General features: G+C 72.3%; 26 protein-coding genes and 2 pseudogenes. 7 read left to right on the forward strand and 21 right to left on the reverse strand.

Annotated elements, in window-relative coordinates; genetic code table 11:
• Positions 1-67: 67 nt before the first annotated feature.
• From ACIBEC_RS21045 to ACIBEC_RS21065, 5 genes are all read right to left on the reverse strand, one after another.
• Positions 68-1,045: a zinc-binding dehydrogenase gene (locus tag ACIBEC_RS21045; RefSeq protein ID WP_360501288.1), complete on the reverse strand. Its 978-nt coding sequence runs from the start codon at positions 1,043-1,045 to the stop codon at positions 68-70.
• Positions 1,042-2,367 carry a peptide ligase PGM1-related protein gene (locus ACIBEC_RS21050; RefSeq protein WP_360501285.1) on the reverse strand — a complete coding sequence of 442 codons (1,326 nt, stop codon included), beginning with the start codon at positions 2,365-2,367 and terminating at the stop codon, positions 1,042-1,044. The genes ACIBEC_RS21045 and ACIBEC_RS21050 overlap by 4 nt, the downstream gene beginning before the upstream one ends.
• 152 nt (positions 2,368-2,519) lie before the next feature.
• Positions 2,520-4,064: an FMN-binding glutamate synthase family protein gene (locus ACIBEC_RS21055; RefSeq protein WP_360501282.1), complete on the reverse strand. Its 1,545-nt coding sequence runs from the start codon at positions 4,062-4,064 to the stop codon at positions 2,520-2,522.
• Between the two features lie 258 nt (positions 4,065-4,322).
• Positions 4,323-5,003: a GPP34 family phosphoprotein gene (locus tag ACIBEC_RS21060; protein WP_360501279.1), complete on the reverse strand. Its 681-nt coding sequence runs from the start codon at positions 5,001-5,003 to the stop codon at positions 4,323-4,325.
• Positions 5,004-5,422: 419 nt separating this feature from the next.
• The gene (locus ACIBEC_RS21065) at positions 5,423-5,776 is read right to left on the reverse strand and encodes a hypothetical protein (protein ID WP_396288266.1); all 354 of its coding nucleotides are present in this window, start codon (positions 5,774-5,776) and stop codon (positions 5,423-5,425) included.
• Between the two features lie 363 nt (positions 5,777-6,139).
• Here ACIBEC_RS21065 and ACIBEC_RS21070 point away from each other — a divergent pair, with 363 nt between their 5' ends.
• The gene (locus tag ACIBEC_RS21070) at positions 6,140-7,354 is read left to right on the forward strand and encodes a saccharopine dehydrogenase NADP-binding domain-containing protein (protein ID WP_360501273.1); all 1,215 of its coding nucleotides are present in this window, start codon (positions 6,140-6,142) and stop codon (positions 7,352-7,354) included.
• Between the two features lie 83 nt (positions 7,355-7,437).
• Here ACIBEC_RS21070 and ACIBEC_RS21075 read toward each other — a convergent pair whose 3' ends face one another.
• Genes ACIBEC_RS21075 through ACIBEC_RS21095 form a run of 5 tightly spaced genes read right to left on the reverse strand, consistent with a single transcriptional unit; the run spans position 7,438 to position 13,289 of the window.
• Positions 7,438-8,205: a 3-oxoacyl-ACP reductase gene (locus tag ACIBEC_RS21075; protein WP_350520760.1), complete on the reverse strand. Its 768-nt coding sequence runs from the start codon at positions 8,203-8,205 to the stop codon at positions 7,438-7,440.
• A gap of 5 nt (positions 8,206-8,210) precedes the next feature.
• The gene (locus ACIBEC_RS21080) at positions 8,211-9,584 is read right to left on the reverse strand and encodes an aldehyde dehydrogenase family protein (RefSeq protein WP_360501270.1); all 1,374 of its coding nucleotides are present in this window, start codon (positions 9,582-9,584) and stop codon (positions 8,211-8,213) included.
• Entirely contained in the window at positions 9,581-10,336 is a 756-nt protein-coding gene (locus ACIBEC_RS21085) for a gamma-glutamyl-gamma-aminobutyrate hydrolase family protein (RefSeq protein ID WP_360501267.1), read from the reverse strand. Before ACIBEC_RS21085 ends, ACIBEC_RS21080 begins: the two co-directional genes overlap by 4 nt.
• Entirely contained in the window at positions 10,333-11,691 is a 1,359-nt protein-coding gene (locus tag ACIBEC_RS21090; protein WP_360501264.1) for a glutamine synthetase family protein, read from the reverse strand. The genes ACIBEC_RS21085 and ACIBEC_RS21090 overlap by 4 nt, the downstream gene beginning before the upstream one ends.
• Positions 11,688-13,289 carry an amino acid permease gene (locus tag ACIBEC_RS21095; RefSeq protein ID WP_396288269.1) on the reverse strand — a complete coding sequence of 534 codons (1,602 nt, stop codon included), beginning with the start codon at positions 13,287-13,289 and terminating at the stop codon, positions 11,688-11,690. The genes ACIBEC_RS21090 and ACIBEC_RS21095 overlap by 4 nt, the downstream gene beginning before the upstream one ends.
• A gap of 214 nt (positions 13,290-13,503) precedes the next feature.
• On the opposite strand from ACIBEC_RS21095, the gene ACIBEC_RS21100 reads away from it, so the two are divergent.
• Positions 13,504-14,253: an FCD domain-containing protein gene (locus tag ACIBEC_RS21100; RefSeq protein WP_360501261.1), complete on the forward strand. Its 750-nt coding sequence runs from the start codon at positions 13,504-13,506 to the stop codon at positions 14,251-14,253.
• A 397-nt stretch (positions 14,254-14,650) separates the two neighbouring features.
• Positions 14,651-14,944: a hypothetical protein gene (locus tag ACIBEC_RS21105; RefSeq protein WP_360501258.1), complete on the forward strand. Its 294-nt coding sequence runs from the start codon at positions 14,651-14,653 to the stop codon at positions 14,942-14,944.
• A gap of 329 nt (positions 14,945-15,273) precedes the next feature.
• Here the strand turns inward: ACIBEC_RS21105 and ACIBEC_RS21110 are convergent, their stop codons facing one another.
• Positions 15,274-15,966: a VOC family protein gene (locus ACIBEC_RS21110; protein ID WP_396288272.1), complete on the reverse strand. Its 693-nt coding sequence runs from the start codon at positions 15,964-15,966 to the stop codon at positions 15,274-15,276.
• Positions 15,967-16,080: 114 nt separating this feature from the next.
• Positions 16,081-16,389 carry a hypothetical protein gene (locus tag ACIBEC_RS21115; RefSeq protein WP_360501254.1) on the reverse strand — a complete coding sequence of 103 codons (309 nt, stop codon included), beginning with the start codon at positions 16,387-16,389 and terminating at the stop codon, positions 16,081-16,083.
• Between the two features lie 103 nt (positions 16,390-16,492).
• Between ACIBEC_RS21115 and ACIBEC_RS21120 the strand changes: the two genes are divergently transcribed.
• Positions 16,493-17,065, forward strand: coding sequence for a TetR/AcrR family transcriptional regulator (locus ACIBEC_RS21120; RefSeq protein WP_360501252.1), 573 nt, complete (start codon positions 16,493-16,495; stop codon positions 17,063-17,065).
• 485 nt (positions 17,066-17,550) lie between these two features.
• On the opposite strand, the gene ACIBEC_RS21125 is transcribed toward ACIBEC_RS21120, so the two are convergent.
• The 6 genes and pseudogenes from ACIBEC_RS21125 to ACIBEC_RS21150 form a co-directional block, all read right to left on the reverse strand.
• On the reverse strand, positions 17,551-18,084 hold the full coding sequence (locus ACIBEC_RS21125) for a hypothetical protein (RefSeq protein ID WP_360501250.1): 534 nt from the start codon (positions 18,082-18,084) through the stop codon (positions 17,551-17,553).
• 261 nt (positions 18,085-18,345) lie between these two features.
• Positions 18,346-18,867 (reverse strand): CinA family protein, encoded by a 522-nt coding sequence (locus ACIBEC_RS21130; protein WP_360501248.1) that lies wholly within the window; start codon positions 18,865-18,867, stop codon positions 18,346-18,348.
• An 80-nt stretch (positions 18,868-18,947) separates the two neighbouring features.
• Positions 18,948-19,061, reverse strand: a pseudogene (locus tag ACIBEC_RS21135) (amino acid decarboxylase); the annotation flags it as partial.
• Between the two features lie 100 nt (positions 19,062-19,161).
• A pseudogene (locus ACIBEC_RS21140) lies at positions 19,162-19,272 on the reverse strand (transposase); the annotation flags it as partial.
• A 407-nt stretch (positions 19,273-19,679) separates the two neighbouring features.
• A complete protein-coding gene (locus ACIBEC_RS21145; protein ID WP_360501245.1) occupies positions 19,680-19,946 on the reverse strand; it encodes a hypothetical protein in 267 nt (88 codons plus the stop codon).
• Between the two features lie 87 nt (positions 19,947-20,033).
• The gene (locus ACIBEC_RS21150) at positions 20,034-20,357 is read right to left on the reverse strand and encodes a plasmid stabilization protein (RefSeq protein WP_360501242.1); all 324 of its coding nucleotides are present in this window, start codon (positions 20,355-20,357) and stop codon (positions 20,034-20,036) included.
• A 216-nt stretch (positions 20,358-20,573) separates the two neighbouring features.
• Here ACIBEC_RS21150 and ACIBEC_RS21155 point away from each other — a divergent pair, with 216 nt between their 5' ends.
• From ACIBEC_RS21155 to ACIBEC_RS21165, 3 genes are all read left to right on the forward strand, one after another.
• Positions 20,574-21,134 carry a hemerythrin domain-containing protein gene (locus ACIBEC_RS21155; RefSeq protein ID WP_360501240.1) on the forward strand — a complete coding sequence of 187 codons (561 nt, stop codon included), beginning with the start codon at positions 20,574-20,576 and terminating at the stop codon, positions 21,132-21,134.
• Between the two features lie 214 nt (positions 21,135-21,348).
• Positions 21,349-21,867 (forward strand): hypothetical protein, encoded by a 519-nt coding sequence (locus ACIBEC_RS21160; protein WP_360501237.1) that lies wholly within the window; start codon positions 21,349-21,351, stop codon positions 21,865-21,867.
• Positions 21,868-22,273: 406 nt separating this feature from the next.
• Positions 22,274-22,765 carry a DUF6328 family protein gene (locus ACIBEC_RS21165; protein WP_360501234.1) on the forward strand — a complete coding sequence of 164 codons (492 nt, stop codon included), beginning with the start codon at positions 22,274-22,276 and terminating at the stop codon, positions 22,763-22,765.
• Positions 22,766-23,026: 261 nt separating this feature from the next.
• Here ACIBEC_RS21165 and ACIBEC_RS21170 read toward each other — a convergent pair whose 3' ends face one another.
• The 3 genes from ACIBEC_RS21170 to ACIBEC_RS21180 form a co-directional block, all read right to left on the reverse strand.
• Positions 23,027-23,257: a hypothetical protein gene (locus ACIBEC_RS21170; protein WP_360501232.1), complete on the reverse strand. Its 231-nt coding sequence runs from the start codon at positions 23,255-23,257 to the stop codon at positions 23,027-23,029.
• A gap of 110 nt (positions 23,258-23,367) precedes the next feature.
• Positions 23,368-23,970, reverse strand: a complete 603-nt coding sequence (locus tag ACIBEC_RS21175; RefSeq protein ID WP_360501229.1) for a CBS domain-containing protein — start codon at positions 23,968-23,970, stop codon at positions 23,368-23,370.
• Between the two features lie 9 nt (positions 23,971-23,979).
• Positions 23,980-24,675 carry a CBS domain-containing protein gene (locus tag ACIBEC_RS21180; RefSeq protein WP_360501226.1) on the reverse strand — a complete coding sequence of 232 codons (696 nt, stop codon included), beginning with the start codon at positions 24,673-24,675 and terminating at the stop codon, positions 23,980-23,982.
• Positions 24,676-24,782 lie beyond the last annotated feature (107 nt).

Below are 24,782 nucleotides of genomic sequence, written 5' to 3' on the forward strand. Positions count from 1 at the left end.
GCCCGACAGTCCGCTGTCGGGCCCGGTGCGCACACCGCTCGGTCCTCCCGGCGCCCTGTTCGCGGGCTCACTCCTCGCGGCGGACGTCCACCAGCAGCTTGCCCATGGTCTCCCGCGCGGCCAGCGCCCGGTGCGCCCCGGCCACCCCGGACAGCGGTACGGTCCGGTCGATCCGCGCCACCAGCCGTCCCTCGGCGGCGAGTCGGAACAGGCGCTCGGCGATGCCGGCGAACAGCACCCGGTCCGCCAGGACGTGCTGGAGCCAGAAGCCCAGCAGTCCCGCCGAGCGGTCGGCCAGCTCGTCCACCGAGAAGCTCTCCTCCGGTCCGCCCCGGGCCCCGACCGACAGCAGCCGCCCGAACGGCGCCAGTGCGGCCAGCCCGGCGCGCAGCACCCGGCCGCCGACCAGGTCCACGAACAGGTCCACCCCGCCCGACCCGCCGATTCGCTCGGCCAGGTCGGGATCCTCGGGGTCGATGACCTCATCGGCTCCCAGCGAGCGCGCGAACTCCCGCTTCGCCGGGGTGGAGGCCAGGGCGATCACCCGGCCCGCGCCCGACTCCCGCGCCAGCTGCACCGCCAGGTGTCCGACCCCACCGGCGGCGGAGGTCACCGCGACGGTCTCGCCCGGCCGCAGCCGCCCCGCCAGGGTCAGCGCGCCGTAGGCCGTCGCTCCCTGCTCCAGCAGGGCGAGCGCCTGCTCGTCGTCCACGCCGTCCGGCACCTCCACCGTGTACGCCGTCTCGGCGCGGGCGACCTGGGCGTACCCGCCTCCGGTGCGCAGCAGCGCGGCGACCCGCCGCCCGTCCCCGCGCCGCCGCCCGACCACGTCGGCGCCGAGCACCGCCGGCAGCGGGTAGCGCGCGTACTCGCCGGTGCGGCAGTGCAGGTCCGCGTAGTTGAGCCCGGCCAGGGTGACGTCGATCAGCACCTGGTCAGGGCCGGCCACGGGTTCGGGCACCGTCTCGGTGCGGAACTCCTCCGGCCCGCCGTAGCGGTGGATCACCGCCGCACGCATCCCGCTCCCGGCCGTGTCGGGTGTCATCCGGCGAAGAGCGCGAGCAGCGCGGTCTCCAGGGCGCGGGTGTCCTCCGGGCTCTCGGCGATCACGCAGTACATCACCGAGCCGTCGGCGGGCGCGAAGTCGCAGCTGTACAGCACGCCGGTGCCGGTCTGCGGGTCGAAGGCCAGCCCGGCCGTGTCGATCGCCGCCACGGCCTGCGCGAAGGACGGCACCGTGAGGCCGGCGAGCTCCAGGATGTAGCGCGAGTCGCGGTGTTCCGCGCGCAGCAGGCGGCCGAAGTAGGCGTCGTGCAGGTGGCTGGAGCCGGTGAGCCGACCGTTGGTCTCGTGGAAGTAGATCTCGCCCTTGGGGGTCAGCACGGCGTCGGCGCTGACCGTGCCCCGGTAGCCGATCACCCGAAGTGCCTCGGACAGCCTGGCGCCCTGGGCGACGAGTTCGGCCAGGACGTCGGAATCCGGGGTGACCGGCGGGGTGATCTCGCCGATCACCACCGGCCGCATGACCATCTCGCCGCAGCCGGAGAGCACCACGGCCGTGTCGTCGATGAGGAACTGGGCGTACAGCGGCGCGGAGTCGGCGAAGTACCGCTCCACCACCACCCGTTGGCCGCGCCCGCCGGTCAGCCAGGTCCACCGCTCGGCCACGTACGCGGCCACCGCCGCCCGGTCCGGCAGCGGTACGACCCGTTCGGCGCCGACCGCGTCGACCTGCTCGTCCCGGGAGAGGATCTCGTTGCCGAAGCCACCGGCCTGGTACTCGACCTTGACCATCACGCTGTGCCCCTGCGTGAGCAGGTGCTCGATGGCGGCCTCGACCTCCGCGGGCGAGCCGGCCACCCTCCCGGGCGGGATCGGCACCCCGGCGCCGGCGGCCAGCGCCCGGAAACCGGCCTTGCTGTTGACCAGGGCGTTGCCGCCCTGCGCGGCGAAGGGGTGGCCGGGCATGGCGTGCGCCAGGCCGAGCGCGTCCGCCAGCTCGGCCACCGCGCCGTTCGGCGAGATGGCCAGCACCTGGTCGACGGTGCGCCCGGCCAGGGCGCGGCGCAGCTGCGCGCGGAAGTCCGGGTCGACCAGGCGGTCGGTGGTGAGCACCTGGTCGCCCTGGGCACCCGGCGGCGGCACCACGAAGGTCAGGCTGTCGGCCCGCACGCCGGTCAGCCCGGTGACGTACGCCAGGTACTCCGGGTCGGGGCCCCAGGGCAGCACCAGGACGTCGCCGTCCTCGGCCCACCAGAGCATCCGCTGCGCCCCGCACCCGGCGAACCGCTGCTCCAGCGGCTCCATCCCGGTGAGGTCCCCGACCATCTCCTCGGTGCGGTTGTTCGCGATGCAGAGCGTCGTCATCTGGTGAACTCTCCCGGGGTTCGGCGCTGTTGCGGCCCTGGTCCACGCACGGCACGGGTGTGGCGTGCGCTACTGGTGTAGCGCACCGGGATTGTTCTGGTTCGGCCCTCGGTCATTGAACAAAACGCCGAACAACCGCCTCGGTCGGCGGATCAGACGGCCGGCTCCCGGGCGGAGGTCGGCTTGGTGGTGAGAAGTGCCGTGATCTCCTCGGCGAGGTGCGGTCCGAGTTCGCCCCAGCCCTCCTTGTAGCCGTAGACGCCGGCCAGGCTGCGGGCCTCGTAGTCGCCGTTCATGATCTCGACGTCGTCGGCCGTGATGAGTGCCGGGTGGGCGACGCCGACAGCCGCCGACACCTTCGCCAGCTCCCTGCGCAGGGTGCGCAGGTAGACGGCCGCCCGGGTGGCCTTCGACGCCGGGTCGAGGCCGCGGGCCAGCCACGGGTTCTGGGTGGCGATGCCGGTGGGGCACTTGTCGGTGTGACACTTCTGCGCCTGGATGCAGCCGATCGACAGCATCGCCTCGCGGGCCACGTTGATCATGTCGACGCCCAGGGCGAAGGCGACCGCGGCGTTCTCGGGCAGGCCGAGCTTGCCGGAGCCGATGAAGGTCAGGTCGTCGGTCAGCCCCAGCTCGGCGAAGGTGCCGTAGACCCGGGAGAAGCCCATCCGGAACGGCAGCGACACCGAGTCGGCGAACATCCGCGGCGCCGCCCCGGTGCCGCCCTCACCGCCGTCGATCGTGACGAAGTCGACCCCGCGGTCCCCACGTGCCATCAGCGTGGCGAGCTCATGCCAGAAGCCCATCTCGCCCACCGCGCTCTTGATCCCGACCGGCACACCGGTCTCGGTGGCGAGCAACTCGACGAAGTCGAGCATCGAGTCGACGTCGCCGAACGCGGTGTGCCGCGACGGGGAGGCGCAGTCCTCGCCGACCGGGATGCCGCGGATCGCGGCGATCTCCGGGGTCACCTTCGCGCCCGGCAGCATTCCGCCCAACCCGGGCTTGGCGCCCTGGGAGAGCTTGATCTCTATCGCCCTGACGGGCGCACCGGCGACCACGTCCTTGAGCTTGTCGAGGTTGAAGCTGCCGTCCTCGTTGCGGCAGCCGAAGTACGACGTACCGAGCTGGAGGACGAGGTCGCCACCGTTGCGGTGGTACGGCGAGAGGCCGCCCTCGCCCGTGTTGTGCATCGCGCCGGCCAGCGCCGCCCCCTTGTTGAGCGCCGAGATGGCCGCACCGGAGAGCGATCCGAAGCTCATCGCCGAGATGTTCACCACGCTGGCCGGCCGGAACGCCTTGGCGCGCCCGCGCGGCCCGCCCAGCACCTTGGCCGAGGGCAGGGGAGCCAGCGGGTCGTGCGCATCGGGCAGTGCGCCGGCGAAGGTGCGCTGCTTCAGGTAGGCGTGCCCCTGGACGTGCTCGACGTCGACCTCGGTGCCGAACCCGGAGTAGTTGTTCTCCTCCTTCGCCGACGCGTAGATCCAGGTGCGCTGGTCGCGGCTGAACGGGCGCTCCTCCTCGTTGGAGGTCACGATGTACTGCCGCAGCTCCGGCCCGATCGTCTCCAGCAGGTACCGGGCGTGCCCGACCACCGGGAAGTTCCGGAGCAGCGCGTGTCTCTTCTGGAGGAGGTCGCGGGCCGCCAGAACCGCCACCGCGGTTACCGCGGCCGCGCCGATCTTCCGGGCTTGCATGAAGGTTCCTCCTCGATGCCCGACTCCATCGCCGTGCGGTGGAGTCGAGGTGTCGTGCCGGGTGGTGGACGGCGGGCACCCGGCCATGCGGGCAGCGGTGTCCGTCGAAGAATGCGACACGATGCTAGGAGGCCCCCCGAACGGGCGTGCGACCAGGGGGCTGATCCGGGAGGTCGGCCTTGCCGAGGAGGCCCCGGGCCGGGCCCGCTCGCAGGCGGTCCCGCGCCCACTCGGAGGCGGGCCCGGGACCGCCGGCTGTCAGCTGACGGCCGCCGTGGCGGCCGTGGCAACGCTGACGGCCGTGATGGCCGCGACCGCGACGCGCATGTTCCGGATCGCCTGGGTGACGGACTCCCCCGCCCAGTCGCCCGCGGCGATCTCCGAGAAGCGCAGCTCGACCCGCGCGCGGGGGAGGTCGGGGAAGGCCAGACCGTGCAGCCGGGCGGCGTGCAGGAGCGCTATCAGGGTCGCGGTGCGGATGTCGGGCGTCCCGTGATGGCGGATCACGGCAGCGAGCCGCTCGCGGAGCTCACGCTCGACGGAGCCGTCCGCCTCCGGATAGCGTCGGACCGGGAAGAGGCCGAGGACCCGGTGGCGCTCCTCGACGACCAGGCCGCGCTCGCACAGCCGCTCCACGGTGGCACGGACCGCCGTGGGGTGGTCCTTGGTCAGCCAGTCCGCCGCCTTCGCCTTGCCGGGAGCCTTGCGCGCGACCCACTCGGTGAGCCGCTCCAGCCGCCCGTCGAGCAGCGGGTCGCCGGTCGGAGTGTGGTCGGTGACGCTGAGCCGGCCTTCGTCGAGCGCGACCCGGCCGGCCAGTGCGAGGTCGGCGAGGAGGCCTCCCGCCACCGCCCATCCGGCGCTCGAACTGTCCTTCGCCACACCGGACTCGTCGTCCAGTGAGAGCAGCATCAGCTCCTCGGCGAGGGTGACGTGCATGTGCAGTTCCTTTCCCTGTTCGGATCGGCCACCCCCCAGCGCGCCGACCAGCAGCCCCGCCCGGGTGTCCTCAGCCAGCAACGCCCGCACCCGCGGCCCGGTTCCCCGGTCGGGTCCGCTCCCTGACGGGTGCTGTTGCCGCTGCGCCGACGGCTCGACCGAACCGTCACACGAACGACACCCGACCCGCGCAGAAGCCTCGCGCCGGCCGGGTGTCGCGAACCGGTCCGATCTGCGTACGCTCGCATCCCATCCGGCCCGGCCTGCGGGCGGCGTGGCAGTCACCGCCGGGATCCCGGTCACGCGCACCTACGGAAAGACCCCATGAGTTACTGCACGCCCTGCCAACGCCACCTCAACGGCGCGCTCTCCTGCCCCGGATGCGGCCGGGCCGCCGAGCCCGCGACCGGGGAGGCCGCTCACCACCGGTCCGCGCGACCGAGCGAAATCTCCGCCACCGCGTCCGCACCGCCACGCCGCTCGGCAGCGCGGTCGGCCCGGCGGCGGGCCGGCCGGCCGCGGAGCACGGTCGTGGCCGTGTCGACGGCCGGGGTGGTCGTCTGTGGACTGGCCACCGTCCTGCTGACCGGCGGCAACTCGGACGGTGCGGTGGCCCCGGCCTCCGCGGGCGCCGAGTCACCCTCGCAGAGCGCCCCGGCCGTCCCCGGCACGTCGGCCTCACCGGCACCGGCCACCGCCACGGCCGCAGCCCGCCCGCAGCCGTCGGCCACCACCACCCGGCCCAAGCCGTCCGGCAGCCCGACCCCGACCACGGCGTCCCCCTCGGGCCCGCCCCCGTCCCCCGGCGCCCCTCTTCCGGCGGACCCGCCCTCGGCACCCGCCCCGAGCACGACCAGACCGAACACCGGCCCCGTCCCGCCGACCTCCGCCACCCGGCACCCGACCGACCCGGCAACCACACCGGGCTGTACCCGTCTCCTGTTCTGGTGCACGTGAGCACGAGGCACCGTTCGTCAGGCCCGCCGAGCCGATGCGGGCCGACGCGGCCCTTCGACGCTCACGACCCGGCCGGCTGTCGTACCGAGGTCGTCCGACGGCCCGGGGACGAACCGTTGACAGTGCCACGGCGCGCTCCTAGCGTGGCGCAGTCGATTACCCGCGAGTAGGGACTGCTGATGGCCGAGCCGCGCCCGTACGACCTCGTCCTGTTCGGTGCCACCGGGTTCACCGGCGGACTCACCGCCGAGTACCTGGCCCGGACCGCACCCGAGGGCTGCCGCTGGGCACTCGCCGGACGGGACGAAGGCCGGCTCGCCGCCGTCCGGACGAGGCTGGCCCGGATCGACCCGCGCTGCGCCGACCTCCCCCTGCTGATCGCGGACGCCGCGGACCGCGAGGCGCTGCGCGCCGTGGCCGCCGACGCCCGGGTGGTGGTGTCCACGGTCGGCCCGTACCTGCGGCACGGCGAGCCGCTGGTGGCAGCCTGCGCGGACAGCGGCACCGACTACGTGGACCTCACCGGCGAGCCCGAGTTCGTCGACCGGATGTACCTCCGGCACCACGAGCGGGCGGTGGCCACCGGCGCTCGCCTGGTGCACGCCTGCGGCTTCGACTCGGTCCCGCACGACCTCGGCGTGCTGTTCACCGTCGAGGAACTGCTGCGCCGCGGCGGCCCGGCGGCCCGGGTCTCCGTCGAGGGCTTCGCCCGCGCCGGCGGCACCGTCTCCGGCGGCACCTTCGCCTCCGCGATGACGGCCTTCTCCCGACCGCGCGCGATGGCCCGCGCCGCCCGGGCGCGCCGCGCGGCGGAGCCCCGGCCGAAGGGACGGCTGGTCCGCACCCCGGTCGGCCGGCCGCACCGGTCACGGGCGGCAAGGGCCTGGGCGGTGCCGATGCCCTCGATCGACCCGCAGGTGGTGTCCCGCTCGGCCGCCGCGCTGGAGGAGTACGGCCCGGACTTCGGCTACACCCACTACGCGGCGGTGCGACGGCTGCCGGTCGCCCTCGGCGGTGTCGCCGCGGTGGCGGCGATCGCCCTCGCCGCGCAGCTGCCGCTGCTGCGCCGGGCCCTGGGACGGCTGCGCAAGCCCGGCGACGGGCCGAGTGCGGAGCAGCGGGCACGGTCCTGGTTCGCCGTCCGGTTCGTGGCGCGGGCGCAGGGCGGGCCCACGGTCCTCACCGAGGTGTCCGGGGGCGACCCCGGCTACCAGGAGACCGCGAAGATGCTGGCCGAGGCGGCGCTCTGCCTGGCCTACGACGACCTGCCGCCCGTGGCGGGGCAGCTGACCACCGCGGTGGCGATGGGTCGGCCGCTGATCGACCGGCTGATCGCGGCGGGCATCTCCTTCCGGGTGCTGGACACCCCGCCGACGGCCGCCCCCGGCCGGTAACGGCCGCCGCGACACGCCGACGGCTCGCCCGCCCCTGTCGCGGGGCGGGCGAGCCGTCGGCATCCTCCGGGGGGTGGCCGCCGCTACTGCGGGGTCACGTAGGCGCCGGAGATGCCGCCGTCGACGAGGAAGGTGTTGGCGGTCATGAAGGAGGAGTCGTCGGAGGCGAGGAAGGCCACCGCGGCGGCGATCTCCTCGGGCTCGGCGAAGCGGCCGAGCGGGATGTGGACCAGCCGACGGGCGGCCCGCTCCGGGTCTTTGGCGAACAGTTCCTGCAGCAACGGGGTGTTCACCGGGCCGGGGCAGAGTGCGTTGACCCGGATGCCCTCGCGGGCGAACTGCACGCCCAGCTCGCGGGACATGGCCAGCACGCCGCCCTTGGAGGCGCTGTAGGAGATCTGCGAGGTGGCCGCGCCCATCACGGCGACGAACGACGCGGTGTTGATGATCGAGCCCTTGCCCTGGCGTTGCATGTGCGGGATCGCGTACTTGCAGCACAGGTAGACGCTGGTCAGGTTGACCTCCTGGACCCGCTTCCAGGCGTCCAGGCCGGTGGTGAGGATGGAGTCGTCGTCCGGCGGGGAGATGCCCGCGTTGTTGAAGGTGATGTCGAGCCGGCCGTACTCGTCGACGGCCCGCTGGAAGAGGTCGCGCACCGCGTCCTCGTCGGTGACGTCGGCCTGGATGAACAGGCCGCCGACCTCGTTCGCGGCCTTGGCGCCGGTCTCGGCGTCGAGGTCGACGCAGACCACCTTGGCGCCCTCGGCGGCGAAGCGGCGGGCGGTCGCCAGGCCGATGCCGCTGCCCGCGCCGGTGATGACGGCCACGCGGCCGTCGAGTCGCTGGGTCATGCTGATCATTCCTCCGTGGAGATGAAGACGTTCTTGGTCTGGGTGAAGGCGTCGAGGGCGTCGGGGCCGAGCTCGCGGCCGAGGCCGGACTGCTTGAATCCGCCGAACGGCGTGGTGTAGCGCACCGAGGAGTGCGAGTTGACGGAGAGGTTGCCGGCGTCGACGCCGCGGGAGACCCGCAGCGCGCGCCCGACGTCCCTGGTCCAGATGGAGCCGGACAGCCCGTACTCGCCGGCGTTGGCGATGCGCAGGGCGTCCTGTTCGTCGCTGAACGGGACGACCGCGACGACCGGGCCGAAGATCTCCTCGGTGAAGGCCCGGTCGTCGTGCCGCACGGGCGCGAGCACGGTCGGCGGGTACCAGAAGCCGGGCCCGTCGGGGGCGCTGCCGCGGAAGGCGACGGCCGACCCGTCCGGAACGTAGGAGGCGACCCGCGCCCGGTGGGCGGCGGAGATCAGCGGGCCCATCTCGGTCTTCTCGTCGGTCGGGTCACCGACCCGCACCCCGCGGACGGCCGGCTCCAGGAGCGCCATGAAGTCCTCGAAGACGGATGCTTCGACCAGGATCCGGGAGCGGGCGCAGCAGTCCTGGCCGGCGTTGTCGAAGACCGCGTAGGGCGCCGTCGCGGCGGCCTTGGCGAGGTCCGCGTCGGCGAAGACGATGTTGGCGCTCTTGCCGCCGAGTTCGAGGGTGACGGGTTTCACCTGGGCGGCGCAGCCCGCCATGATCTCCTTGCCGACCCGGGTGGAGCCGGTGAACACGACCTTGCGCACGTCGGGGTGGGTGACGAAGCGCTGTCCGACGACCGGTCCGCGGCCGGGCAGGACCTGCAGCACGCCTTCCGGGATCCCGGCTTCCAGGGCGAGTTCGCCGAGGCGCAGGGCGGTGAGCGGGGTGAGTTCGGCCGGTTTGACGATGACGGTGTTGCCGGCGGCCAGGGCCGGGGCCAGGGCCCAGGCGGCGATCGGCATCGGGAAGTTCCACGGCACGATGACCCCGACCACGCCGATCGGTTCCTGGAAGGTGACGTCGATGCCGCCTGCGACGGGGATCTGCCGGCCGAACAGCCGCTCGGGCGCGGCGGCGTAGTACTCGATGACGTCCCGCGCGTTGCCCGCCTCCCAGCGGGCGTTGCCGATGGTGTGGCCGGCGTTGGCGACCTCCAGTGCGGCGAGGTGCTCGCGGTCGGCGTCGACGGCGGCGGCGAAGGAGCGCAGCAGCCGGGCCCGGTCGGCGGGGGCCACCCGGCGCCAGGTGTCGAAGGCGGCGCGGGCGCGAGCGACGGCGGCGTCGGTTTCGGCGAGGCCGGCCAGTTCGACGGTGGTGATCACCTCCTCGGTGGAGGGGTTGACGACCTCGAAGAGGTCCGGATCGGTCATGGAGCTGTCTCCCTGTGCGTGGCGGTGGTCCTGGCGGTGGTCCGGCCGGCGGTGGTCCGGCCGGCGGCGAGCAGGGCCTCGAAGAGGCGCAGGTCGTCGGGGTCGGTCTCGGGGTGCCACTGGACACCCAACGCGAAGCGGTGGCCGGCCAGTTCGAGCGCCTCGACGGTGCCGTCCGTGGCCCAGGCGGTGGCCCGCAGACCGGTGCCGAGCCGGTCGACGGCCTGGTGGTGGTAGCAGGAGACCTCGACGGTCGGCCCGAGGACGGCGGCGAGCCGGCTGCCGTCCACCAGGCTGACGCGGTGGCGGACGAAGCGGGCGGGGACGATCTGGTGGGTGCCGTCGGGCAGGTGCTGGCGGAGGGTGCCGCCGCGTTCGACGTTGAGCAGCTGCATGCCGCGGCAGACGCCGAGCACCGGCAGGTCCCGGGCCAGGGCGGCGCCGAGCAGCCGGCTCTCCCAGTCGTCGCGGGCGTGGTGGGGCGGGCCGGTGCGCGGATCGGCCACCGCCGCGTACCTGGCCGGGTCGATGTCCGGTCCACCGGCGAGGACAAGCCCGTCCAGGGCGTCGAGCAGGTGGTCGGCCCCGCCGGGTTGCGGCGGCAGCAGCACCGGGCTGCCGCCCGCGCGCGCGACCGCGTCGACGTACGTCTGGGGCACCAGGGAGGCGCGCTGGTTCCAGACGGACCAGGCGGCGTCGTCCTGGTAGCTGGTGATGCCGATCAGCGGGCGTCGGCCGTCGTCGCGCGTCACAGCCGCTCGAATCCGCGGCGCCGCTCCCAGTCGGTCACCGCCCGCTCGTAGGAGGCGAGTTCGGTGCGTCCGGCGTGGGTGTAGTGCCGGACGACGTCCTTGCCGAAGGCCTCGGTGGCGACCGCGCTGCGCTCGAAGGCGTCTGTCGCGTCGCGCAGGGTGGCGGGCACCCGGGGCGCGGCGGAGGCGTACGCGTTGCCGGTGAACTCCGGTTCGAGTTCGAGCTGTTGCTCGACACCGTGCAGTCCGGCCGCGATCAGGGCGGCGACCGCGAGGTACGGGTTGACGTCGCCGCCGGGGACACGGTTCTCGAAGCGCAGCGACGGGCCGTGGCCGACCACGCGCAGCGCGCAGGTGCGGTTGTCGCGGCCCCAGGCGATGGCGGTGGGCGCGAAGCTGCCGGGCACGTAGCGCTTGTAGGAGTTGACGGTGGGGGCGAACAGCAGGGCGAAGTCGGCCAGGCAGGCGAGCTGTCCGGCGAGGAAGTGCTCCATGGTGCGGGAGAAGCCGTGCGGACGGTCACCGGCGAACACCGGGGCGCCCTGCTCGTCGCGCAGGCTCAGGTGGATGTGGCAGGAGTTGCCCTCGCGTTCGTCGTACTTCGCCATGAAGGTGAGGCTGCAGCCCTCCTGGGCGGCGATCTCCTTGGCTCCGGTCTTGTAGACGGCGTGGTTGTCGCAGGTGGTGAGGGCATCGGCGTACTTGAAGGCGATCTCGTGCTGGCCGAGGTTGCATTCGCCCTTGGCGGACTCGACGGTGAGGCCGGCGCCGGCCATGCCGTTGCGGAGCCGGCGCAGCAGGGGCTCGATCCGGCCGGTGCCGAGGATGGAGTAGTCCACGTTGTACTGGTTGGCCGGGGTGAGCCGGGTGTAGTCCTTGTCCCAGGCCTGTTCGTAGCTGTCCCGGAAGACGATGAACTCCAGCTCGGTGGCGGCCTGGGCCTGCCAGCCGTAGCCGGCCAGGCGGTCGAGCTGGCGTTGCAGGACCTGGCGCGGGGAGACGGCGACCGGGGTGCCGTCGTGGTGGACGATGTCGCACTGGACCATGACGGTGGCGGGGTGCCAGGGGATTGACCGCAGGGTGGCGAGGTCGGGGCGCAGCGTCAGGTCGCCGTAGCCGTTCTCCCAGGAGGAGATCTCGTACCCGTCGACGGTGTTCATGTCGACGTCGACGGCCAGCAGGTAGCCGCAGCCCTCCGCGGCGCCGGGCACGACGTCGTCGAGGAAGTACTCGGCGGCGACGCGCTTGCCCTGGAGGCGCCCCTGCATGTCGGTCATGGCGAGCACGACGGTGTCGACGGACCCGTCGGCGACGCGGGTGCGCAGCTCGTCGAGGGTGAGCCGGGGGGTGGTCATCGGGTCTCCAGTTCGGTGTCCGGGACGTCGTGTTCGGGCGGCGTGGCGTTGATGTGGGGCCCGGTGAACCAGTGCCGGGCGGAGGCCAGCCACCACACGCCGGCGAAGCCGACCACGACGGCCACGGCGACGGGGGTGTAGTTGAAGCTCTCGGCGGTGATCGGGCCGGCGGTGGGGAGAATGAACAGGACGGTGATCACCGCGGTCCAGGCGACGGCGACGACGCCGATCGGCCGGCTCCAGCGGCCCAGGTGCCAGGGGCCGCGCGGGAAGTCCTCGCCCTGGCGCAGCCGCAGGTACACCGGGATGACGTAGGAGATGTAGAGACCGATGACGGAGATGGAGGTCACGGCGGTGTAGGCGGTGGTGTTCCAGAGCGCGGGCAGCCCGAGCAGCAGCGCGCCGCCGGTGGCCAGCCAGACCGCGTTGGTCGGGGTCTGGGTGCGCGGGTCGATGCGGTGCCACAGGCGGGAGCCGGGCAGCGCGCCGTCGCGGGAGAAGGCGTAGATCATGCGGGAGTTGGCGGTGACGGAGGCCATGCCGCAGAAGAACTGGGCGCCGATGACGATGAGCAGCAGGAGTTGGGCGCCGCCGGAGCCGATCGCGTCGATGAAGATCTGCGCGGGCGGGACCTGGGTGTCGCTGTTGAGGGCGCCGTCGTAGTCCCGGATCGCGAAGGTGATGCCGAGCAGCAGGATCCAGCCCGCCACCAGGGAGACCGTGATGGCGTTGACGATGCCGCGCGGGCCGGAGCGGGCGGCGTCGCGGGTCTCCTCGGTCATGTGCGCGGAGGCGTCGTAGCCGGTGAGGGTGTACTGGGCCATCAGCAGGCCGAGCAGCGCCACGTAGAACTGGTTGTGGAAGCCGGTCTGGTTGACGAACTCGGTGAGGACGAAGGAGACCGAGGCGTGCCGGTCGGGGAGCACGGTGAGCGCGCCGACGATGATCGCGACGCCCACCAGGTGCCACCACACGGACACGCTGTTGAGGACCGCGACCAGGCGCACCCCGAAGGTGTTGAGCAGGCCGTGCACCAGCAGGATGACGGCGAAGATCTCCATGGTGTGCGCGGGGCTCGCCTCGACGCCGAAGCGGAGCGTGAGGAACGCGTTGGTGAAGAAGGCGGCGCCGTAGTCGACGCTGGCGGTCACCGCGACCTGGCCGAGGAAGTTGAACCAGCCGGTGAACCAGCTCCAGGCCGGGCCACGGGTGCGGGTCAGTTTGGCGGACCAGTAGTAGAGCCCGCCGGCCGTCGGGTAGCTGGAACAGATCTCGGCCATCGCCAGCCCGACGCAGAGCGTGAGCAGGCCGACCACCGGCCAGCCCCAGACGATCAGGGCCGGGCCCCCGGTCTTCATTCCCGTTCCGTACAGCGTCAGGCAGCCGGAGAGGATCGAGACGATGGAGAAGGAGACGGCGAAATTGGAGAAGCCCGACATCGAGCGGGCCAGCTCCTGGGTGTAGCCCAGCTCGCGCAGTCGCTGTTCGTCGTCGGAGACGGAGGTGGAAACAGGGACGGAAACGGCAGCGGAAACGGGGGCGGTGTTCTCCGGAAACTTTTCGGGGGCAGGCTGGTCGGGTGAGCGTGCGTCGGTCATGGGCACCCCTGGGGGTTGAGGGTGTGCCGGGGAGCACGCGGCCACGACGGCGTGGCCCGGTCGCCCCGACGGGTTCGACGGTCGGACGGCTCTTCAATGGTCTGGAATCAGTCCATTGGGGTGGGTGAGCAGCATCGTTCCGGCTGGGCCGGGGCCGCGTCAAGAGCGACAGGGGAACGAGTCGGGGAAACCCGGTCGTAGGTACGATTCCGGCGTGGACGTGGACGAAACACGTGAGCGAGCGCGGCTCGACTGGCAGGCCGGGGCGATCTTCCGCCCGGTCCGGACCGGCAACGCCTTCGAGGAGACCGTCGAGCGGCTGCTCCAGGCGATCAAGCTCGGCGTCTTCGGCCTCGGCGACCGGCTGCCCGCCGAACGGGACCTCGCCACCCGGCTCGGCGTCAGCCGGGAGACCCTGCGCGAAGCGCTCCGCACACTGCAGCAGACCGGCTGCGTCGAACCCCGCCGCGGCCGGTACGGCGGCACCTTCGTCACCTACCGGATGCCGGCGCCGGACATCGCCGACCTGCGCCGCGCGGCCCGCGACCTCGGCGGCGCGCTCGAGGACGCGCTGACCTACCGCCAGGTGCTGGAGATCGGCGCCGCCGAGGCGGCCGCCCGCCGCCCCCTCTCCCCCGACCAGCGGGCCCGCCTGGAGAGCCGGCTGACCGACCTGGAGGGAGCCCCGCCCGAGCAGTACCGCCAGCTGGACTCGCGCTTCCACCTCGCCATCGGCGAGCTCACCGGCTCCCCCACCCTCGCCGCGGCCATCGCCGAGGCCAGGATGCGCCTCAACGACCTGCTCAACGCCATCCCCATGCTGGACCGGAACATCGAGCACGCCGCCGAGCAGCACCGGGCGATGGTCCGGGCGATCCTCGCCGGCGACGGTGACGCCGCCCGACGCGCCACCGAGGAACACCTCGCCGCCACGGCCGCACTGCTGCGGGGCTTCCTGGCCTGAGGCTGCCGGACCTCTCCGTACGCCCGCCATGACCGCCCACCCCTCTCCGCTGGTCACTCCTCCGACGCTCTTGATCACTCCTCTGACCGCCCCCTGACGGCCGCCCGGGTCCTCCGGACGATCGGACGATTACCCGCAACCCGGCCGCGCCCCTACCGTCGGGGATCACCCGCAGGTCGCTGTCGCCCGGTCGGGCCGGTTGCGGGAGGCGGGCGCCCGCACCGGCTCCGCAGAGAGGCGTGCGCGGTGTCCGTGGCGTTGAACTTCCGCATGGCGAAACAGCTGACGGGCGGCCGGGTGCTGCGGCGTCGGCGCCGCCCTGTTCGCGCTGCACCCCACCGCCACACCGGGCGTCCCGGCGCCGTCCCACCCTCGAACCCGCTCCGCCGGGCGGCTGTTGAGCACCCCGTACGTCACCCGCGGCATGGGCAGCTTCTTCAAGGAGTGCGAGCACCCCGAGTCCCGCTGGAGCAAGTGCCCGCACGAGTACAAGATCAGGTACCGCAACGCGGCGGGGCGCCAGACAGAGGCGTCCGGCTTCTCCACTCAGGACAAGGCCAAGACCCGCCTCGCCGAGGTCCACCACACGCGGAAGAACTCCCCGCAGAGCCGGCGCAAGGCCGAGCGCGTCCAGAAGTACGGGGTGATGCACTTCTCCGACTACGTCGCCGAGTGGCTCTCACCGAGGTGAAGGTCGGCGAGGCCGCCGACCTGATCATCAGGGACCTGGAGAGCTCCGGCTTCACCATCACCCGCCGCCCGGAAGGCCCCGACGACCGGTACCTCACGGTCATCGCCACCAAGGGCTACCGCACCCACCCTGTCCGCCTCGCCATGGACAGCCCCCGCTTCGTCGGCACCCGGCTCACCACACACTTCGGCGACTTCGACGTCCTCGGTCTCTACGCCCTCACCAACGGCATGACCAGGGAGAGCAGCCGCAACCGGCGGGCCTTCCAGGACCAGGTGTTCGACGCCGTCCAGACCCGTCTCGCGGCAACACGTTCGGACGGAGCGGGACTATCGGACGCGCTGGGTAAGGCCGAACAGAGCGCCGGTGGGATCGCGCATGACGACGTCTCCGCTGGAGTCCCGGCGAACTTCGGTCGCACCGAGCCGTCGGGCCCGCTCAGCGTCGGCGGCGGGTCTGTTGCTGGCGAAACTGACCAGCCAGAGTGATCGCTGCGCCGTTGGTTTCCCTGGCGGCTTGCCGGTGGCGGCGATGGAGTCGTCCGGCAACCGGAACTCGGTGTGCCGGGGGTCGGAGTTCCAGTGCAGTGCTGGTCGATAGAAGGCGGCGGCCTCCGCGGAGCAGTCGGTGAGAAGGCTGATGCGGGCGAAGGTCCCCGGTTCGTGGTTCAGCTGCATGCCGTCATGGGTTCCGGGCTGCCAGAGTGACAGTGGTGCACCGACGGGGTCAATCGTGACGGCGTAGTGGCCGAGTGTCCCGACTTGGGTTGGTGCCACGATGATCTGGGCGCCCAGGTTCGTGAAGCGGGTGGCGGTGGCTTGGACGTCCGACACGGTGACGTTGGTCGTCCAGTAGGGTGCGCCCGCGTCCTCGGCCGGCCCCAGAGCGGCGACGAGATGTCCGCGCAGCGTGCAGAGCCGGTAGCCGTTGGAGTCCGGTTGGGCGACGGTCCAGCCGAACAGCGCGGTGTAGAACGCCGTCGTCGTCCCCATATCGGGGGTGCCGAGGTCGATCCAGCTCACGGTGTTCTCGGGGTGCCGCGTGATGTTCATCGAGATGCCTTTCCGTTGGGACCGCCTCGCCCCGGTAGTGGAGCGAGGCGGTGTCCGGCTCTGACGCCGCGGCGCCCTGCGGTGTCAGGTGTAGTAGGGCGAGTTCAGGTCGATACTGGCGTCCTTGACGATGTCGCCGTCGAACAGTCGTGTCGTTGCCGGGGCTCCGGCCCGGCGGGCTTCTTCGGCGAAGGGGCCCTGGGCGAAGGCCAGGGCCTTCTCGGCGCTGTCGAACTCGTAGAAGCCACCGATGGTGTGGGTGCCGATCCCGGACAGCCACGTCTTGCGGATCAGGCCCGGCGCGGTCTTCAGAGCCACGTTGACCTGGTGCCAGTCGAACTGATCGAACGGCACTGCTGCCTGGATCTCGGTGTAGAGAAACGTCTTGCCCATCACGAACCTCCGGTTTCGGGGGCCGTCCCGCCCCCACTACTAGTACGTGCGTCCTAGTGGGTGAGCATGGACTAGGATGGCCGTACTAGTCAAGGGGGTCGCGATGGCCGCGGACACGAAGTCCCGCATGATCAGCGCAGCAATCGGACTGCTGCAACGCCACGGCCTGGCCGGGATGACCTTCAACGACGTCCTGGCCGAGAGTGGTGCCGCGCGCGGGGCGATCTATCACCACTTCCCAGGCGGCAAACAGCAGCTCGCGCTCGAAGCCGCCCGCCGCAACGCCGAGGACGTCCGCAGGCACCTGCACGAACTGCCGGCCCGCACGCCACGCGAAGTCGTGGAGGCATTCCTCGGCAACGTCCGGCCCGTGGTGCAGGCGTCCGCCGGGGGCGGCGGCTGCGCAATCGCGGCGGTCACCATCGACGGCGGCGCGGCCATTGCCGACCAGAGCAGCCTGCGCACTGTCGCGGCCGAAGCATTCACCGGATGGGACGGCGAACTCGCCGGAAAACTCACCCACGCCGGAATGAGCGCGTCCCAGGCCGCTGATCTGGCCACCCTCATGATCGTCACACTCGAAGGCGCCCACATCCTGTGTCGCGCTGCCGGGAGCATCGCCCCTTTCGACAGAGCTGCCGCAGCCCTGCTCTCCGGCCTCCCGAGCTCGGGTTGAACCGGTGTCGGAACACAACAACGTGGCGCGCTGACAAGATCAGGCTTCTGCCATGGCATGCACAGGGCCGCGCGGGTACCCCCAGGTCAGGTCCAAGGTCGACGCGGGCTGCCGGGGACTTGCCAAGCAGTTCCCCGACCAGGTTCAAGCCCCGCCGCTCAAAGGAAGAACGGCGCCCCGCCCGAAGACATCGCCGCCTGGGACGCACCCCGTCATCAGCAATCCTCGGAGCGCATCTGCGTCGAGCACGCAAACGCTGAACACAAGCAGTGGCGAACCGTCCAGCGCTACCTGGGACGCCGCGAGTACTTCGACGAGACCTACGCGGCAGTCGCCGCCCTGGTCTCCGACCGCGCCGCCGAGAGGTGAGCACCCATCAGACAACCCGCCGGGTCAACACGCCCCGACCTCATTCGTACACAAGGCCGTAAGAACGTCTCTTCCCCGCCATGACCCTCAACTTCCCCTCTGGTCACGACTCCACGCTACGAGGGGAATGTCAGCTGGCCGGCTCCTCGGGGTGCAAGCAGGATCTCCGCGTACTGGAGCAGCCCGGTCGACGACGGGTCCTCCGCACCCTCCTCCCGGATCCCCTGTGCCGTGGTTCGCACCGCGACCCGCGCGCGACCGGTCCACTCCGGGTCCTCCGTCCGCTGGGCTTCGTACGCCGCGGACCGCAGGTACCCCAGGGCGTTCGGCCGGTCGTCGTCGAGCCACCGCAACCTGGCCCGGGCTGCGAGCAGTTCGGCGGCCGGGCCGGCGGCGAACTCGGCGATCACCCGGTCGGCGATCGGCGAGCCGCCGGGCGGGCCGCCCGCATCCTCCTCGCGCTCGGAGAGGTTGTTGAGCGATCTCGCGAGGTCGGACACGAACGCCCCGGGGTCCTCCAGGGCCGGCGCCCGCAGGTGTGCCACCGACTCGGTGACCGATTCCAGGGCCGCGCGGGCCTGGCCGCCCGCTTGCCCCTGGGCGGTCGAGGATCCAGGCCCTGCTCGGCCCGTGCCGCCGCGTGCAGCCACGCCCCCGACAGCAGGTTCGCCGACCCGCTCCTGCGCAGCCGACGCGACTGCGCCGACAGGCCGACCGACCCCGACAACGGCGCCCGCCACCGCTCCAGCCGCTCCGCCCGGCCATCATCGCTGACCGCTGCCTGGCTTGCCTCGCTCAAGAAGACCTCCCCTTGTCCCGCACGACATGAACAGGCCGGGCAGCGAGTGCCCGGCCTGTCAGAAGCATGACAGTATGCGTTCGGTCGGGTGGTGCCAGTAGCCGCCCCGATGTCATGGCGTGCGAGCTTCGCCTGGAGGCCGCAGGAGGTCGCGGAGCAGTTGGAGGGCGGCGAGGACGGTGCGGTTCTGGATGTCCTCGCGGCGCCCCGGGTCCGGACGGGGGGCGGCCGTGACGGTGGTGTAAGGGGCGGCGGCGGCGATGAAGACGGTGCCGACCGGCTGGCCGTCCTGGGAGGCAGGGCCGGCGACGCCGGTGGTGGCGAGGGCATAGGTGGCCCCGGTGACAGCACGCACACCCTGGGCCATCTGGGCGGCAACCTCGACATCCACCGCTCCCCGCTCGGCAAGGAGGGCGGCGTCCACCCGGAGCAGGACCGCCTTGAGGTCGGTGTCGTACGCGACGACCCCGCCGAGGAATGTCTGCCCGGCACCGGGAGCGTCCGCGAGGGCCGCGGCAAGGCGGCCTGCCGTCAGCGATTCCGCGACCGCGACGGTATGCCCGGCCGCCGCCAGGGCCGCGGTGATCTGCCGGGCCAGGACGCCGGCGGGACCCAGTGCCGTCCGCCCGGACACAGTCGGGTCCTGCCGGCCGGGAGTGCGAGCTTCGGCAGGTGGGGCGGGGCCGGGGTGATGCCGCATCAGCGTCGGTCAAGGACGCGGGGATCAGCGCCCCGGCCCTGCTTGTGGCCGGGCGGAGTGAAGGTGGTCAGCGGGTTGGCGTGGAACGCGGCGAGAGCTTCGAGTACCGGTGCCTGGGACTGGTCCATGCCGGTGCGTGTGCCCGGCCACCTCGCTGGAAAACGGGGGCACCCGCCAGCGAGGTGGCCGGGGTGCCCCCTTCGGTGCAAGGGCCGGTGGCGGATCGGTACGGGCGCCGGCCGCGTGCTGGTGGGCGCGCACGATGGTCGAATCGACCGAGACGTCCCAGTCGATGTCGCCGGCCGCGTCCGCTTCCGCCTGGACCCGCTGGAGCAGACGCTCCCAGGCCTGTGCCTCGCCCAGGTGCACTCCGGCGGTGGCTGCCGCGTCGCGGGCGTGGAAGGTGAGCGCGGCAACGAGGTGGTGCCGGCGTGCGGACAGCTCCCGCAGCACGGGACCGGCGAGGTCGGCTTGCGCTTGCCGCAGCGCCTGGCCTACGTCCAGGAACTGGGCGACCTCGGAGGGGTGGTCGCGCACGAGGCGGTTGAGGGCGTACGCCGCGGCGGTCGGGCGCCGCAGCCCCTTGATACGGGCGGCGAGCTGCCGGTCGCCCAAGGCACGGGCACCGGCGGCGGCGCTGTCCCGGGCACGGGTGAACTCGCCGGGCGGCGCGGCGTACAGCGCGGCAGCGACGGCCTCGAAGCCCTCGGCCTCGGGCCGGTCCTCGTTGGCCGGTGGCCGCCGGTTCACCGTGCCCGCAGGGCGGCTTCGCAGGCGTGGCAGCGCCGTTCCGCCATGGCCGACGGATACCAGGGCTCGCCCGGGCGGACGGGCCGGTAATGGGAGTGCTCCATCGCGCCGGTGTCCAGCCCGCACAGCGTCCGCGGGAGGGGGTCCTCGGGAACGTCGGGGTCGGCGCCGGCTGCGTGAACCGCGAGCACCACCGGCTCTACGCCGTCCGGCCCGAGGGCCTCATCCTGCTCCATCTCGAACAGGACGATGATCGATCCCATACTCCGAGCCTCTGGCAACGCCGCACTGCGCACACCCCGGGGTGACCCGTCCGTGTAAGCCGGGGATGCCACAGGAGTGGGCCTCGGTCAGTGGCCGAGCGCGCTGGCGAGCTCCTTCTTGTTCATCGTGGAGCGGCCGTGGATGTTGCGCTTCTTGGCCTCGTTGTACAGCTGTTCCTTGGTCGGGCCCTGGGAGCCGGAGTGCGAGCGTTGGCCTCCGCGCCGGGAAGAGGACGTGTCGTGGGTGGAGGGACGGCCGGCGGTCTTCGACCCGGCGTGCCGGGCGCGTTCCTTGTTCACGGTGCGGGCGGCGGTCTCCTTGGCCCGCTTCTCGCTCTCGCCCCGGTCCAGGGCGCTGTCCTTGATGTGCTCGTACTGGCGTACACGCTTATTGCTCGAACCGGCGGGCATGATTCCTCCTCGACTCGTAGGGGGCGCGCCACAGCGCGTATCCCGAACGTAGGGCTCGACGCGGCGCGCCGCCCGCGCACGTACATCCGGCGTCTCCTCACCGTCGCCGATCGGGTGAGGACCGGCTCTCGCGCTCACACGTCCCCGTCGCGGTGGGGATCACTGCCAGCCGGACCGGGAGGGGCCCGGGACGCACAGGACGAGAGGCGGTGCCCGATGGGGCATGGCGGCAATGTGATCCAGGAGCTGATGGCCGACCACCGCGAGGTGGAGAAGATGTTCGCCCGGATCCAGGCGATGACCGGCGGCGGGCAGCAGCTGCGGGACTTGGTGGACGAGGTCACCATCGAGCTGGTGCGGCACTCGGTCGCCGAGGAGCAGTACCTCTACCCGGCGGTACGCGAATACATCCAGGGCGGGAACAAGCTGGCGGACAAGGAGGTCGCCGACCACGCCCGGGTCGAGAAACTCCTCAAGCAGCTGGAGAAGATGGCGACCGACGATCCGCAGATGAACCCGATGCTCCAGCAGCTCATGAACGAGGTCGCCCTCCACGTCCAGGACGAGGAGAACAACCTGTTCCCCATGCTGCGCACGGCCTGCACGCCCGAGCAACTGGACGACTTGGGTGACAAGATCCGCCGGGCCAAGTCCATGGCACCCACCCGCCCGCACCCCTCGGCGCCGAGCACCCCGCTGGCCAGCAAGCTGCTCGCCCCGGGCGCCGGGCTGGTCGACCGGGCCCGCGACTTCGTCACCGGCCGCGGCAAATCCTGAGCGGAGGTCAGGGTGCCCGGGGCCGGAGCGTTGGCTGCTCCCGCCCCGGGCACCCGCCCGGTCTTGCCAGGCGTGATGCGCGTCATGCCGCCGATCCGAGCGGGCCGCCTACACTGGACGGCCACGAGCGGGGCATCGCGGCCCCGCCCACCAGCAGCTCGCGCACACTGATCTCCCGGATGCAGGCGAGCCCGCCGCAAGGGACCGATCGCCCGTGCCCACCGACCTGACATCCGTCATAGCCGCCTGCTCCCGCTGGCTCCTGACCGCCTACCCCGCGCCCGCCGGCGCACTCAGCCGGGCGCTGGCCGAGGCACAGGCCCGCCAGGCCGCCACCCTCGCCGCCGCGCTGCGCTACCCCACCGACATGGACGTGCAACTGCTCCACCTGCTCGCTCCAGGCGGCTCGGCCCGCCTCGACTGGCTCACCGGCATCGACCCGCACCCCGACGACGCCGACGCCGCTTGGCGGACCTGGGTAGATGAGACCGTCGTCAGCTGGGCCGCATGCCTCCTCGCCGACCCCGCCCTCGCCACCCGCGCCCACCAGGCGCTGACCAAGTCCCGACACCACACCGCCGCCGACGGCCTGCAACGCCTCACCCACCCGGGCGCCCACGACACCGAAGCCGCTGCCCTGCTGCGCCACCCCGACCTGCTCGAGGGCGTCGCCGCGCTCCACCGGTCCCAGCTGCTCGAACTGCTGCAAACCGACGGCGTCCCACAGCCGTAGACCGGGCGGCCCCGGCCGCAGCCTCGGCGCCGGCTGGACGAACACGTCGGCGTTGCGGCTATTGCGGGCCGCGTTCAGAGGAAACCTACGAACCGCGCGCCGTGGGCGCCCGGGCACGGCGGCGCCGGTTTGGCGGACGCCCGGGAGCCCTGGTTGCCGGCGACGCGGGACTGTGCCTTCTTCCCTCCCGAGCGGTGCCGGAGCCGAAGCTGCCAAGGATTCTTCCGGCGAGCTTCCCAGGATTCCGGATGTCCAGAACACGTTCCGTACGGCAAAGCATTCGGCTGGGGTCATTCGCTCGGCCGATCGCGGGATCCGCGCCCCGACGCGGGCATGGCTGCCCGCCTGGTCGGGGAGATCCCGAAATCATGACGTGGCCGGTGCGGACCGTGGCGGGAGGACGAGGGTGAGCGACGAGGACGGCGAGGCGCAGGAGTCGGAGGAGAAGGCGGACCGCAAGTGGACCGAGATGCTCCAAGAAGTGCGCGTCGCCCAGACTGGCGCGCAGATCCTCTTCGGATTCCTGATCAGCGTGGTCTTCACCCCCAGATTCACCCAGATCAGCCCGGCTGACCGCGTCCTGTACCAGGTCACCGTGGTCCTCGGCGCCGTCGCCACCGGCACGCTGATCGCCCCGGTCGCCTTCCACCGCTTCCTGGCCGGCCACCAGATGATGCCCGAACTGGTACGCGCCGGGGCCAAGATGATCACCCTCGGGCTGGTCCTCCTCGGCATCACCGTCGGCGCCGCCCTGCTGCTGCTCCTGCACGTCGCCACCGGATCGCCGGGCGCCGTCGCCATCACGGGCCTGGTCCTGGCCTGGTTCGCGGTCAGCTGGCTCGTGCTGCCCTGGGTTGTCCTGCACCGCTCGCGGAACAAGGCCAGAACCGGGTCGTAGCCGCTCGGGTGCCGTGCGCGGCACGGCACGCGGCGTTCGCCCGTCGAAGTGGGGTCACCCCGGGCGCTTCCTTCGCCGTCACGACCGCGGCCGCGGCGGCCGCCCTCGTCCTCACCCTTTGCACCGCGACCGACCGCCGCTACCGCCGCCGGGACGATCCGCCCCAGGCACCCGATGCCGGGAAGGCCGCGCCGCCGACCGGGCCCGCTCGCGATTGACCCGACCTGTCAGGACTCGTTCAGTGCTCGTTCAGTTGCCCATTCAGTACTCGTTCTTGATGACGAAGTACGAGCCGCGGATCGTGCCGGCGAGCTTCGACTTCTGCCGCGCGAACTTGAACCGCGAGGCCAGTTCCTCCGGGACCTCCATCCCGTCGAACAGCTGCGCGCCCGCGCCGCCCGGCGCAGCGTGCCGACCGCCCGAAACCTCAGCGCGGCACGCCGGCGACCGGGCACCGGGCACGGTGGATCGCCGGCCGGTGACCGGGTCCACGCGGGGACGGCCCGGACCGGGACACCCCACACGGTGGCGGCTCAGCAGGCGGCGACGAGGCTCTCCGGTGAACCGTCACTGCGGCGGATACGGCCGTGGTCGGCTCCCCGTCAGGCCAGGGCGGTGAGCCGGAGCTCGACGTCGACCACGCCGGGTACGGAGCGCACCAGGCGTTCCAGAACGTCGGCCGAGACGGTGTCCGGAAGGCCGCCGGTCAGGGTGATCCTGCCGTTCTCGGAACGGACGGCGGCGTCCACCGCCGCGCTCGGGCCGAGGGTGGCGGTCAGCTCGAATCGGACCCGGTCGGCGAGTTCGCGGTCGTCGCCGAGGTAGACCTTCAGCAGGTCGCCCCTGCTGACGATGCCGACCAGGTAGTCCTCCTCGTCCACGACCGGGAGCCGCTTGAGGTGACCGCGGGCCATCGCCCGGCCTGCCTCGTTGAGCGGGCTGCCGGGGTGCACGGTGACCGCGGGGACGGACATCATCCGCCCGGCCGTCAGGGCCTCGGCGCGCTCGCCGTCCCGGTCCCGGACGGTGAGCAGGTCGGCTTCGGAAACCACCCCGACCACCCGGCCGTCGCCGGTCAGCACGGGGACGGCGCTGACCTGCCAGCGCTGCAGGGTCTCGGCGATCTCGCGGAAGTCCGCGTCACGGCCGACGGCCACCACCGCGTGGGTCATGACGTCGGCGACGGTGCTCGGTGTGCTGGTCATGGCGGCCTCCTACGACGCCGCGCGGTAGGCGCGGGGGTGTTCCAGGTCCCGGTCGGTGTCGTCCTCGGTCCAGACCAGGGTGTGGTGGACGGCGACCACGCCGTCCACAGCGCGGCAGAGCTGCTCGGTGATAGCGATCAGGCTGCGGCGGGGCAGCCGTCCGTTCAGGGTGACCACGCCGTCCTTCACCGCCACCTGGATGTCGCCAGGCGCCAGCCCGAGGGTCTGGCCGAGCACGTCGTGGTTGATCTCGTCCCGGATGGCCGCGTCGTGCCGCAGGAACACCTGCAGCAGGTCGCGACGGCTGACGATGCCGACCAGACGGCCGATCTCGTCGACCACGGGCAGGCGCTTGACCTTGTGCTTGTCCATGGCGCGGGCGGCTTCGGGCACCGACCAGCCGGGGCGGGCGGTGACGGCGGGGGTGGTCATCAGGCCGCCGGCGGTCTCGGCCTCGGCGCGGGCACGGTCCTTGGCATCCAGCCAGCGGCCAGGGAATCGGCCCTCCGGGTCCGGCAGGACGGCCGCCTTGCGGATCAGGTCGGCCTCCGAGACCATGCCGAGCGGTCGGCCCTGGTCGTCGACCACCGGGATCGCGGTGATGTCGTTGCGGTGGAACAGCCCCGCGACTTCCTTGAACGGCGTGTCGGGCCGGGCGGTGACGACCTCGTGGGTCATCACGTCGTTGACGCTGCGGTGCTGCATCGTCCTCACTCCTCCTCGGGTGGTCCCGTCTTCACTGTCCGCTCGCACCACGTGCCCCGCACAGGGCCGGACGGTCCTGCCACAAGGGCCGATCCGGCCCAGGACAG

It is taken from the genome of Kitasatospora sp. NPDC051164 (assembly GCF_044455625.1).
Taxonomy (GTDB): domain Bacteria; phylum Actinomycetota; class Actinomycetes; order Streptomycetales; family Streptomycetaceae; genus Kitasatospora.